The following is a 12984-nucleotide window of genomic DNA, read 5'->3' as shown; positions in this document are numbered from 1 at the left end:
AATAATCGCATTAAAATATTACAAAAAATAAAAAACAAGTAAATAAAAAAACCTTATTTATTAAAAATATAAATAAAACAATAATAAAATATATTATAACGTGAATAATCTTAAAAACATGTGGATTTTGAAATTCGCTTTAAAGAGATTTTCTTTACGTATCAACTAAACTAAATACCTTATGAGAAAAGCTTTACTCTTGGTTGTTGCGCTTTTCACCATGACACTCAGTTTTGAGGTGTCGGCGCAGCAACGGGTGATTACCGGCAAGGTAATTTCCGATGAAGATGGACTAGGCTTGCCAGGTGCAACCGTCCTCGTGAAGGGTACGACAGTGGGTACTACCACCGATTTGGATGGTAACTATTCCATTAACGTACCTGCGGGATCCGATGTCCTGATTTTCTCTTTTGTAGGTCTACAGACTTCAGAAGAGGCAATTGGCAATCGGACCGTGATTAACATTACCTTAACAACTGACGCGTCTCAGCTATCCGAAGTGGTAGTAACGGCGATCGGTATTGAAAGGGAAAAGAAAGCATTGGGTTATGGAGTGACTTCCGTAGGCAATGAGCAACTTGAAAATCGTCCAGAGCAAGACGTAGCCCGTGTTTTGCAAGGAAAAGTACCAGGTGTGAATATCACCTCTACTAACGGTATGTCAGGATCTGGTACTAACATGGTAATTAGAGGTTACTCCTCTGCTACCGGTTCCAACCAGCCTCTGTTTGTCGTAGATGGTGTTCCTTTCAACACTAGTACAAACAACACTAACGGTTTCACTACAGGTGGTGCTACTACTTCTTCAAGATTTTTGGACATCGACCCTAACAACATCGAGTCTATGTCTGTTTTGAAAGGTCTATCAGCAACTGTTCTTTATGGTGATCAGGGTAGAAATGGTGTAATCTTGATTACGACCAAATCTGGTGCTTCCAAAAGAAAAACTGCTGAAGTAACAATCAACCAATCTGTATTCTCTAATAAGGCAGCTTCTTTGCCAACTTATGGTACAGTATACGGTAATGGTTTCCAGCAGACTCCAGGTTTCTTCTTCTCTAACTTTGGTCCTAGAATGGATCAGGGACTTACAGTGAATCACCCATATGCGACTTCATCTGTAGCGTCAGTACGTGAGGCATTTCCTCAGTTCTGGGTTGATGGAATTGTAGGTGGTACTCCAGTACAATATGAGTACAAAGCTTATGAGGATCCTTCAACTGCATTCTTCAGAACTGGTTTGGTTTCTAATACCTCAATTCAGATTGCTGGTGGTTCTGATCGAACTGGATACAGCGCAAGTTTCGGATATACCGATGACGAAGGCTTTACTCCTGGTAACAACTTGAAAAAGTATAACTTCGGTTTGGGTATTAATTCTGCAGTAACTGATAAACTTTCAGTGAACTCTTCATTTACTTTTGCGATCACTGACCTTCAGTCTCCTCCTGTAAATGCTGCATTTGGTTCAGGTCCTTCTGGAGGTATTCCTTCTGTATTTGCACACGTGCTTTATACTCCAAGATCTGTGGATTTGAAAGGTCTTCCTTTTGAGAATCCTGTAGATAAGAGCTCTGTTTACTACAGAGGTGGTAATGACATCGTTAACCCAAATTGGTTGGTTAAAAATTATGTGAATACTTCCGATGTACAGCGTTTCTTCAACTCTACCTCTTTGGTGTATGATTTGACAGATGATTTCTCTATCACTTATAGATTAGGTCTAGATACCTATACTGAGACTCAGGAAGCACAGTATAACAAAGGAGGACCATCTTCTAGCTTGGCTACACAGTCAGGTTATTACAGAACAATTAACTTGACTAATACAATCTGGAATCAAGATCTAGTTTTAAACTATAAGACCGAGTTCTCAGACAAGATTGGAATGTCATTCTTGTTAGGAGGTAACTCAAGATATGATAGCTACGAGCAAGTAGGTGTGGCATCTCAAGGACAATTGGCTTTCGGATTGTTCCGTCACTCTAACTTTACCAACTCATCAAGTAATGATGCTTATACTGGAGGTGGAATGAACTTCACACAGGAAGAGCGAAGAATGGGAATTTACGCAAACGTAACTTTGGATTATTCCAATTACCTATACCTGAATTTATCTGCAAGAAATGACTGGACTTCTACAGTAGAGCCAGAGAACAGAAGAATCCTTTACCCTGGAGCTTCAGTTTCGTTCATTCCTAGTACAGCATTCAACTGGAATTCTTCTACAGTTAACGATTTGAAGTTGAGACTTGCTTATGGTACTTCTGCAGGTTTTCCTCCTCCATACAGAACAAGAAATATCCTTGCTCAGCGTGCAAGAGCTTTTGATGTTGGTGGTGCTGTAACCCAAACACATGCAGTTGCAGATAGATTGGGTAATCCAAACTTGAAACCAGAGCTACAGGAAGAATTCGAATTTGGTGTAGAAGGTGTTATGTTCAACAATAAGTTGAGATTCGACCTTTCACTTTATGAGAAGAATACCCGTGATTTGATTACCAACTCGCCAATTGATCCTGCAACAGGATTTACTTCTACTCAGATTAATATTGGTAAATTGAGAACTAGAGGTATTGAATTTCAGGCAACTGTAACGCCGATCTCTACTGCATCTGGATTCCGTTGGGAGTCTACAGTGAACTGGTCTATGTATCGTTCAGTGACCATGGAACTAGGTGGTGGATTGGAAGAAGTAGTTGTAGCTGGTTTTACTACGCTAGGTAACTTTGCTATCCCAGGTCAGCCTTTCAATATTATCAAAGGAATTGGATTCGAAAGAGATGAGCAGACTGGACAGCCGATCATTCTTTCAAATGGTCTTCACAAGCCAACTTCAGATCTTGTGGTATTAGGTGATCCTAACCCGCGTTGGAATGGTTCTTGGATTAATACTTTCTCCTACAAAGGATTTACATTGAATGCAATGCTTGAGTACAGACATAAAGGAGACGTATTCTCTAACACTGTAACAGCAACTCTTGCAAGAGGTGTAACAAAAGATCCAGTTGTTGATAGAGAATTGACCTTCATTATGCCAGGTGTGAAAGAAGATGGAACTCCAAATGATATCCAAATCACTGCTTCTAATTACTTCTTCGGAGGTTATCAGGGAGCGACTGATGAGCCGAATATTTTTGACGGTTCGATGATTAGACTAAGAGAACTTTCCTTAGGATATGAATTACCTTCTAACTTGATGGCTAAGACTCCTTTCAAAAGAGCTTCAGTAGCTGTTAGTGGAAGTAACCTTTGGTTTAAAGCGTTGAACTTCCCTCCAAACATGAACTTTGATGTAGACGTGTTAGGAACTGGTGTTGGTAACGGTTTAGGTTTCGATTTCGTGACTGGACCTAGTTCACGAAGATTTGGTGGAACTGTAACACTTACATTCTAATCCCCAAAACTGAAATACAATGAAAAGAAAAATATATAGTCTAATGATCGCTGCAAGTATGTTATTTGCAACGTCATGTGACCTCGATCTACAAGATGATCCAAACGCAGTAACTGCTGCTACGGCATCTCCAGACTTCTTATTGAATAGTATCCAACTTGGATATCAAGGTTTCTTCAACACCGTTGGTGACGATGGAATGAGATTGACAAGAATCATCAATCAGGGAAGCGCACAATATGAAGGAGCTTACACTCCATCTACTACCAACGGCTATTGGACTGGAGCTTATTCAGGAATTCTTGCTGATATTGCTTTCCTTGAACCTTTGGCTGAAGAGGCGAATTTGCAAAGGCATTTGGGAATAGCTAAAACTATCAAAGCTATGGTGTATATGCACATGGTTGATTCATATGGTGATGTTCCGCTTTCTGAAGCACTTGATCCTTCTAATTTCAACCCTAAGGTTGATTCGGGTGAATCAGTTTATGCTGCCGCTTTGGAAGCGTTGAATCAGGCAGATGCACATTTTAAAGCAACTCCTTCTTCAGGTACTCCTAATGATTATTTTTATGCTAGAAATTATACCAAATGGGGTAGATTAGTTAATACTCTTAAATTGAGATATTTCCTGAATACTAGATTGGTAAAGACGGCTGAATCTAAAGCTGGAATTGACGCACTTATTGCTGCTAATAATTTCCTTAAAGTAGGTGATGATTTCGTTTGGAAGTTTGGTACAACCCGAGCTGATCCGGATTCAAGACATCCACGCTTCGCAGGCCAATACACCTCAGGTGGTGGTGATTACCAATCTACATTCTATATGTGGCACTTGACTGAAGCTAAGGGTTTTGATGATCCTCGAGTTCGTTACTACATGTATCGCCAGACTTTGGTTAATTCTACCAATTCAGATGAAATTGAGTGTATTACTCAAATCGCTCCCCCTCAGTATTTAGTAGGTAATTTCATTTATTGTTTGCCTGGCACTAGAGGTTATTGGGGTCGTGATCACTTAGATCCAGACGGTATTCCACCAGATGGATTGAAGCGAACTGCTTGGGGTGTATTCCCTGCAGGTGGTCGATTTGATAATAATTCTGGTGCTCCTGTGAATAACGTAGCTCTTGGAGCTCAAGGAGCTGGTATTCACCCAATCATGTTGGCTGCTTATGTTGACTTTATGTTGGCAGAATCTGCTTTGATGCTAGGTACTGCTGGAAGTCCAAAGGATTTGATGCTTTCAGGGATCAAAAAGCATATGGAATATGTAAGAAGCTGGAGTAAGACCACAACGGAGTCAGGTGTAATTACAGCATTTACTTCAGATGCAGATTATGCAGCTTCTGTTACAAACTATCTTGCTTACGTAGGTGCCCAATATGATGCAGCTCCATCTCCGGGTGTTCCTAGTAAAATGTATGTGATTGGCAGAGAGTACTGGTTGTCACTATTCGGTAATGGTACTGAAGCTTATAATCTCTACAGAAGAACTGGTGAGCCTTCAATTATGCAGCCGGGCTTAGAGACGAACCCAGGAACTTTCCCTCGTTCATTCTTCTATCCATTGAACTACTTGGTTACTAATATCAATGCGGTTCAGAAAGCAGATCAAGCTGTTCAGGTATTCTGGGATAATAATCCTGCAGGTAACGCTTGGGTCGACTAACCAATTAAAAATAAGAAAAATGAAAATATTTAAATATAGTTTTGGATTACTGCTTGGTGCAGTTGTGTTCCTGAGCTCTTGTCGTGATTTTGTGGATCCTAGTGTTCCCTATTCCGATTTCGACACAGCAGCTTATTTGAGAACTATCTCGAGAACAAGCACGTCCTTCAACTTCTTCGATCTTGCAAACGCTAAGTTTGACATTACGATTGAGGCAGTTGATGCAGAGGATGGTGGTACTGTAGAGACAGTTGAGGTAAGAGTAAGACATAGGAGATTAGTTCCCGGAGTTGGTTTAGAATATACCCCGGAGGCTGATGTTCTTATAAAAACTCTTCAGAAATCAGATTTTGCTCCTAATTCAGATTCAAGGTTTCTTAGAGCTGGCATTTTAATTACCGCTGCAGAAGCTATTTCTGCTGTTGGCTTAACTGCTGCAGAAATCGAAGGTGGAGATGTCTTTGAATTTAGATTAGTGTTAAATGATCGTTTCGGTCGCAAATTTACAAACACCAATTTATCTGGTGACGTAGCAGGTGGTGTATTCTACGCTTCTCCATTCCTTTACAATGTAGCTGTGATCTGTCCATCTGATTTGGCAGGTACTTATGATTTCACAGTTACTGAACAGGAGTCTATTTATGGAACTTGCCCAGGAAATACATTTACTGGAAAGACTACATGGACTAAGGTGGGTACTTCTACTCGTTACCTGATTTCTGATGGAACATTTGGTTTGTATGGATGTCAAGACGACACATACTCAGGAAATGTTAGTATTAGCGATGCTTGTGGTTTATTGAGTATGAGTGGAGCAGATCAGTATAGTTCTCCATATTCAATGACTTTTATCAGTTCGACTCCTGAAGTCTTAACCTTTAGATTCTTAAATGGTTACGGGGACACAGGAATTGTAAAAGTTAAATCCAACGCTGGTAAGCCTTGGCCTGCTGGTCTCAGATAATTGTAACTTTTAAGTAAGTTTAAGGCAGCGCTAAAAGCGCTGCCTTTTTTATTTTAAGATTAATATTTGGAAAAGCAAATAAGCAATTTTTTAAACTCAGTTTAAGAAGTTAGATTTGCTCTTTGTCAATCAACGAAATGGATAAATTCTCTTACATCGCCAATGCTCATGTATCTTATGTAGACGAGCTGTATCATTCTTATAAATCAGACCCTGATTCGATTGATTCCAGTTGGAAGGAATTCTTTGATGGTTTTGATTTTGCTTTGACTAATTACGCATCTGATGAGGACTCACAGCCAGTAGTCCCAACAGCCAATGTTACTTCTCCTAAGAATGGCGCACTAGCCACTCCAGGGACTATCATGGATATGGAGCAATTGCCTAAGGAAATCAAGGTAAGAGCTTTGATCCATGCGCATCGGTCTAGAGCGCATCTTAGGTCAAAGACCAATCCAGTAAGAGAAAGAAGAGATCGCAAGGCTCTGATTGATCCTCAAGATTTTGGGTTGGGCCAGGAAGATATGAATACTGAGTTTCAAGCCGGAAATGAGATTGGTATTGGTAAGGCAAAGCTTTCCGTTATTATTGATTCTCTTAAAACTATTTATGAAGGACCAATGGGATTCGAATACTTATATATTCGAGACCCGGAGATGCTGGATTGGTTTAAGACAAAGGTGGAAAAGGAAGCATTGGCTTTCAATCCTTCTCATGATGATAAGAAACGAATTCTCTTCAAACTTAACCAAGCTGTAGTTTTTGAGAACTTTTTGCATACCAAATATCTAGGGCAGAAGCGTTTCTCTTTAGAAGGTGGGGAGAGCACTATTCCATTCTTGGATGCTGTGATCAATGCTTCTTCCGAGCTTGGAGTGAAGGAAGTGATGATTGGAATGGCTCACCGTGGTAGATTGAATGTGCTAGCCAATATTATGGGAAAAACGTATGAGCAGATTTTTTCCGAATTTGAAGGTACTGCAAAGCCTGATTTAACTATGGGCGATGGTGATGTTAAATATCATATGGGTTATTCCAGTGATATTGTCACTCCAGCTTCTAATAAAGTTCACTTAAAATTAGCACCAAACCCTTCTCACTTAGAGGCGGTAAATCCGGTGGTTGAAGGTTTCATTCGTGCCAAAATTGATTCTGAACATAAGGGTGATGCAAAGAAAGCTTTACCAATCCTGATACATGGGGATGCGGCTGTTGCTGGTCAAGGTATCGTCTATGAGGTGACTCAAATGGCTGGACTGGAAGGCTATAACACCGGAGGTACTATTCATTTTGTAATCAATAATCAGGTTGGTTTTACTACTGATTTTGATGATGCTCGTACATCTATCTATTGTACGGATGTGGCAAAGATCATCGATGCACCGGTAATTCACGTAAATGGAGATAATGCTGAAGCGGTAGTGTTTGCTGCTAAATTGGCTGCAGAGTTTAGACAAAAATTCAGCAAAGATATTTTTGTGGATATGGTATGTTATAGACGCCATGGTCATAACGAATCGGATGAACCAAAATTCACTCAACCTGAACTTTACAATATCATTTCAAAACATCCGAATCCGCGTGAGATTTATGTGAAGCGCTTAACTGATCGAGGTGATTTTGATGCAAAAATAGCTTCTCAAATGGATGAGGAGTTTAGACAACTACTTCAGGATCGTTTGAACATGGTCAAAGAAAAGCCTTTGCCTTATCAAGCTACCAAGTTTGAAGAAGAGTGGAGTACTTTAAGAAGATCTAAACCGGAGGATTTTGATCAATCTCCATCCACTGGTATAAGTCAATCAGAAATCGAAAAGGTTGCTGAAGCACTAACGGTTCTTCCAAAAGGGTTTAAGCCAATAAAGCAGATCGAAGTACAGCTTAAGCAGCGAAAAGACATGTTTTTCCAGTCTAAAGAATTGAACTGGGCTGCAGCAGAACTCCTAGCTTATGGTTCCCTGCTCTTGGAAGGAAAAAATGTACGTTTGACTGGTCAAGATGTCCAGCGAGGAACATTCTCTCATCGCCATGCTGTAATTCATGATGCTAATACCAATCAGGAATTCAATTCTCTTTTGGAATTAAAAGATCGAAAGGGTCAATTTCACATCTATAATTCCCTGCTTTCTGAATATGCGGTATTGGGATTTGAATATGGTTATGGAATGGCTAACCCTAATTCCTTAACAATTTGGGAAGCGCAGTTTGGAGACTTCGCAAATGGAGCTCAGACTATGATTGACCAATTCATTTCTTCCGGTGAGTCCAAATGGCAAAAAATGAATGGTTTGGTGATGCTCCTTCCTCATGGCTACGAAGGTCAGGGTCCGGAGCACTCTAATGCAAGACCGGAACGTTTTCTTCAGCTTTCAGCAGAATATAATATGGTGGTAGCTAATGTGACTGAACCTTCTAACTTCTTCCATTTGCTAAGAAGACAACTCACTTGGGAATTTAGAAAACCATGTGTGGTCATGTCTCCAAAGTCTCTGCTAAGACATCCAAAGGTTGTTTCGCCTCTTTCTGAGTTTACTACAGGTTCATTCAGAGAGGTTCTTCCGGATACCACAGTAGTCGCTAAGGATGTGAAAAGAGTAATCCTCTGTAGTGGTAAAATCTATTACGATCTAGAGGAGGCTCGAGAAAAAGAAAAAGTCAAGGATGTTGCAATCGTCAGAATTGAGCAGTTGCATCCTTTGCCTAAAAAACAAATTCAAGATATTCTTTCAGGATACTCTAAAGCTGAGGTAGTTTGGGTTCAGGAAGAACCTGAAAATATGGGCTACTGGAATTATATTTTGAGATTGCTTTATAAGGAAATTCCTATGGAGCTGATTTCGAGAAAATCCAGCGCTTCTCCTGCAACAGGATACAATAAAGTCCATGTTGAAGAGCAGAAAAACATCATTTCAAAAGCGCTAAAACTGAATTGATTTCCTTTTCAGAATACCAAAATAATCCTATCATTTTGTTCCTCTCTTTTGTCTGGAGAAAAACTAAAAACTCATGAGCAAAGAAATTAAAGTTCCGGCTGTAGGCGAATCAATCACAGAAGTGACCATAGGCCAATGGTTTAAAAAAGATGGAGACCAAGTCCAAATGGACGAAGTTCTGTGTGAGCTTGAATCCGATAAAGCTACTTTTGAATTGCCTGCGGAGGCAGCAGGGGTACTTCGTATAAAAGCCCAAGAAGGAGATACACTGGAAATTGGCGCTGTGATCTGTGTGATCGATGAAGATTCTGTAGTTTCAAAATCCGAATCTAGCAGCCCCGCACCAAAGGCGGATTCCAAGCCTAAAACTTCGGCCACCGGAGAAGTCAAAGATATGGTCGTGCCAACTGTTGGTGAATCAATCACAGAGGTCACTCTTGCAAATTGGATCAAAAAGGATGGGGATTTTGTGAAATTGGATGAGATCATCGCAGAGGTAGATTCTGATAAAGCTACATTTGAATTACCTGCGGAAGCTTCCGGAATCTTAAGACAAGTAGCCAAAGAGGGTGATACACTCGAAATTGGCGGATTGATCTGCAAGATTGAAGTAATGGAAGGCGAACCTGCTCAAGCGGAAAGCCCAAGCGCTGCTCCTGCTACAAGTTCGACTGCTCCTTCAAGAAAGGAATCTTACGCAACAGGACATGCGTCCCCTGCTGCAGCTAAAATACTATCTGAAAAAGGTATTTCACCAGCTGATGTTTCTGGCTCAGGTAAAGATGGCAGAATCACTAAAGAGGATGCGGAAGCTGCTAAAAAATCAACTCCTGCACCAGCTCCTGCTCCTAAAGTCGAGGCTGCTCCAGTTTCTGTAACAGGCTCTCGTAATGAGCGAAGAGAGAAAATGTCTTCCTTAAGAAAAACTGTATCGAGAAGACTGGTGGCTGTAAAAAATGAAACTGCTATGTTGACCACATTCAATGAGGTCAATATGAAGCCGATCATGGATATGCGTTCGAAGTTCAAAGATCAATTCAAAGAAAAGCATGGCGTAGGTCTTGGATTTATGTCTTTCTTCACCAAAGCAGTTTGTGTTGCACTTCAGGAGTGGCCGGCTGTGAATGCGAAAATCGACGGAAATGAAATGGTCTTCAATGACTATTGCGATATCTCCATTGCCGTATCTGCACCAAAAGGATTGGTTGTTCCTGTTGTAAGAAATGCAGAGGCTATGTCATTTGATCAAATTGAAAAAGAGATCGTCAGACTAGCAGGCAAAGCAAGAGATAATAAATTATCAATCGAGGAAATGACCGGTGGAACGTTTACTATTACCAATGGTGGAGTTTTCGGTTCTATGATGTCTACTCCGATTATCAACGCTCCTCAATCAGCAATCTTGGGAATGCACAATATTGTAGAACGTCCTATGGCTGTAAATGGGGAAGTGAAAATTCTCCCGATGATGTATATCGCATTGTCTTATGATCATAGAATTATAGATGGGCGTGAGTCAGTTAGCTTCTTGGTTCGCGTGAAGCAATTGCTTGAGGATCCGACACGATTGTTGTTTGGAGTTTAAGGAGTTTCGATTTCTGATATACAATTTACGAGGGGCTGATGGACTTCAGCCCTGTTTTTAACTAGTTAGACCAAGTCATGTGCTTTGTGTCTTAGATCTAAAATCTCAAAAAAATGTACGACGTCATAGTTATAGGTTCTGGTCCAGGTGGATATGTAGCAGCAATTCGCTGTGCACAATTGGGGATGAAAACCGCAATCATTGAGAAATATCCAACTCTAGGCGGTACCTGCCTCAACGTAGGCTGTATTCCTTCAAAAGCATTATTGGATTCTTCGGAGCATTATCATAATGCTGCTCATACCTTCAAAACGCATGGTATTAATCTAAGCAACTTAAAGGTTGACTTAAAGCAAATGATCGCTCGAAAGGAAGATGTAGTAAAGCAAAATGTGGATGGTATTTCTTATTTAATGAAAAAAAATAAGATTGATGTTCACCAAGGTTTGGGCTCTTTTGTAAATAAGACAACAATCAAAGTAACCAAGGATGATGGGTCTGCTGAAGAAATTCAGGGGAAAAATATCATTATTGCAACAGGCTCAAAGCCTGCAAACCTTCCGTTTATCAAAATAGACAAAGATCGAATCATTACTTCGACTGAGGCTTTGAAGATGAAGGAAATCCCAAAACATCTGATTGTAATCGGCGGTGGAGTGATTGGGATGGAATTGGGATCAGTTTATGGCCGTATGGGAGCCAAAGTTTCCGTGGTGGAGTTTATGGATTCATTGATTCCTTCTATGGATCGTACCATGGGTAAAGAGCTTCAAAAATCCTTAAAGAAAATTGGATTTGATTTTTACTTGAAGCATAAAGTCACTGCAGTAGAAAGTAAAGGCAAGGAAGTTGTCGTAACAGCAGAAGACTCAAAAGGCGAAAAAGTTGAGATCAAAGGTGATTATGTTTTGGTTTCAATTGGTAGAAGACCGTATACTGATGGCTTAAACGCTGAGGCTGCGGGTGTAAAAATCACAGACCGTGGGCAAGTGGAAGTAAATGACCACTTACAAACTACAGCATCAAATATCTATGCCATCGGCGATGTAGTAAAAGGTGCAATGCTTGCGCATAAGGCAGAAGAGGAAGGTACTTTCGTGGCAGAAACCATTGCTGGTCAAAAGCCGCATATCAATTACAATCTCATTCCAGGAGTAGTATATACTTGGCCTGAGGTTGCCGCTGTAGGATTTACAGAAGAGCAATTGAAGGAAAAAGGGATCAAATATAAAACTGGTAAATTCCCTTTTATGGCATCTGGTAGAGCCCGTGCTTCGATGGATACAGATGGATTAGTAAAAGTATTGGCTGATGCTACGACTGATGAAATCCTGGGTGTTCATATGATTGGTCCACGAACTGCTGATATGATAGCGGAGGCTGTGGTGGCAATGGAATATAGAGCTTCTGCGGAAGACATTTCCAGAATGTCTCATGCGCATCCTACTTATACAGAAGCATTCAAAGAAGCTTGTCTTGCAGCTACTGACAATAGAGCGCTACATATTTAATAATTAGACGAGCTAAGATTTAAAGGCCATTCAGTTACAAACTGAATGGCTTTTTCTTTTTGATCAAAAATGAGTTTATTTCATCATGAAGTTTAAAATCGCCATTATCGGTGCCGGGAATGTGGCTTGGCATCTTGCTCCTGCATTGGAAGATGCAGGGCATACCATTACTGAAGTTTATGCTCGGACGCTAAAATCTGCAGAAAAGGTTGTCGAGCGTGTCTATGAAGCTGTCCCAAAAGATGATTTGGATTTTTCGGACAGTAAAGCAGAACTTTTTATTTTGGCTATTCGAGACACTGCAATTCCAGAAGTTTCTGATGAAATTATTTTGCCAGATGGTGCAATTCTTATTCATACTTCCGGCACTGTCAGCCTAGATGTTTTGAATTTTAGCTCCGCAACTTATACTGGAGTTTTTTATCCACTTCAAAGTTTTACAATAGGAAAGAAAATTGAATGGGAGGAACTTCCGATTTTAATTGAATCTGAGGATGAGGAGATTCTTCAAAAACTCAAGAAACTTGCAAAAAGCTTGACTCATCAAGTATTCATGGTACGTTCCAAGGATCGAAAAGGCCTTCATGTTGCAGCAGTATTTGCAAGTAATTTCTCAAATCATATGATTCGAATCGCAGAGGAAATCATGCGAAGGCAAGGACTTGACTTCGAAATGCTAAAGCCTTTGATCATTGAAACGATCTCCAAAAGTCTTCAAATAGGAGCAAAGACTGCTCAGACTGGACCAGCCATTCGAGAGGATTATGAGACCTTGGAGGAACATCATCAATTTTTAAACTACAATGAGCAAATCGCTGAAATTTATCGATTAATTTCTCAAGACATTATAGATAGTTGACAGTCAAATACTTAATAATTAGTGGATGATTTCGAGAATTTTTTGAATTTTTTCAGGTTTATT

7 protein-coding genes are annotated in these 12984 nt (G+C 40.2%); all 7 read left to right on the top strand.

Annotation, left to right across the window (positions count from 1 at the left end; translation table 11 throughout):
• Positions 1 to 181 precede the first annotated feature (181 nt).
• Positions 182 to 3397 (top strand): SusC/RagA family TonB-linked outer membrane protein, encoded by a 3216-nt coding sequence (locus tag BVC88_RS16785; RefSeq protein ID WP_075351871.1) that lies wholly within the window; start codon positions 182 to 184, stop codon positions 3395 to 3397.
• Positions 3398 to 3416: 19 nt separating this feature from the next.
• Positions 3417 to 5069 (top strand): SusD/RagB family nutrient-binding outer membrane lipoprotein, encoded by a 1653-nt coding sequence (locus BVC88_RS16780; RefSeq protein ID WP_075351870.1) that lies wholly within the window; start codon positions 3417 to 3419, stop codon positions 5067 to 5069.
• Between the two features lie 19 nt (positions 5070 to 5088).
• Positions 5089 to 6033 carry a hypothetical protein gene (locus BVC88_RS16775; protein WP_075351869.1) on the top strand — a complete coding sequence of 315 codons (945 nt, stop codon included), beginning with the start codon at positions 5089 to 5091 and terminating at the stop codon, positions 6031 to 6033.
• A 137-nt stretch (positions 6034 to 6170) separates the two neighbouring features.
• Positions 6171 to 8966, top strand: a complete 2796-nt coding sequence (locus BVC88_RS16770; protein ID WP_075351868.1) for a 2-oxoglutarate dehydrogenase E1 component — start codon at positions 6171 to 6173, stop codon at positions 8964 to 8966.
• A 73-nt stretch (positions 8967 to 9039) separates the two neighbouring features.
• Entirely contained in the window at positions 9040 to 10551 is a 1512-nt protein-coding gene (gene odhB, locus BVC88_RS16765) for a 2-oxoglutarate dehydrogenase complex dihydrolipoyllysine-residue succinyltransferase (RefSeq protein ID WP_075351867.1), read from the top strand.
• 113 nt (positions 10552 to 10664) lie between these two features.
• The gene (lpdA, locus tag BVC88_RS16760; RefSeq protein WP_075351866.1) at positions 10665 to 12062 is read left to right on the top strand and encodes a dihydrolipoyl dehydrogenase; all 1398 of its coding nucleotides are present in this window, start codon (positions 10665 to 10667) and stop codon (positions 12060 to 12062) included.
• Positions 12063 to 12147: 85 nt separating this feature from the next.
• Positions 12148 to 12921, top strand: coding sequence for a Rossmann-like and DUF2520 domain-containing protein (locus BVC88_RS16755; protein WP_075351865.1), 774 nt, complete (start codon positions 12148 to 12150; stop codon positions 12919 to 12921).
• Positions 12922 to 12984 lie beyond the last annotated feature (63 nt).

Origin of the sequence: Algoriphagus marinus, from assembly GCF_001936475.1 — a bacterium.
GTDB classification, from domain to species: Bacteria; Bacteroidota; Bacteroidia; order Cytophagales; family Cyclobacteriaceae; genus Algoriphagus; species Algoriphagus marinus.
Note: the sequence above shows the minus strand (reverse complement) of the source record. Positions and strands in the feature narration are given on the sequence as shown.

Bases quoted from the DNA above. Each gene is read 5' to 3' on its own strand.
- BVC88_RS16775 (WP_075351869.1), top strand. From the start codon at position 5,089: ATGAAAATATTTAAATATAGTTTTGGATTACTGCTTGGTGCAGTTGTG.
- BVC88_RS16785 (WP_075351871.1), top strand. From the start codon at position 182: ATGAGAAAAGCTTTACTCTTGGTTGTTGCGCTTTTCACCATGACACTC.
- BVC88_RS16780 (WP_075351870.1), top strand. From the start codon at position 3,417: ATGAAAAGAAAAATATATAGTCTAATGATCGCTGCAAGTATGTTATTT.
- lpdA (WP_075351866.1), top strand. From the start codon at position 10,665: ATGTACGACGTCATAGTTATAGGTTCTGGTCCAGGTGGATATGTAGCA.
- BVC88_RS16770 (WP_075351868.1), top strand. From the start codon at position 6,171: ATGGATAAATTCTCTTACATCGCCAATGCTCATGTATCTTATGTAGAC.
- odhB (WP_075351867.1), top strand. From the start codon at position 9,040: ATGAGCAAAGAAATTAAAGTTCCGGCTGTAGGCGAATCAATCACAGAA.
- BVC88_RS16755 (WP_075351865.1), top strand. From the start codon at position 12,148: ATGAAGTTTAAAATCGCCATTATCGGTGCCGGGAATGTGGCTTGGCAT.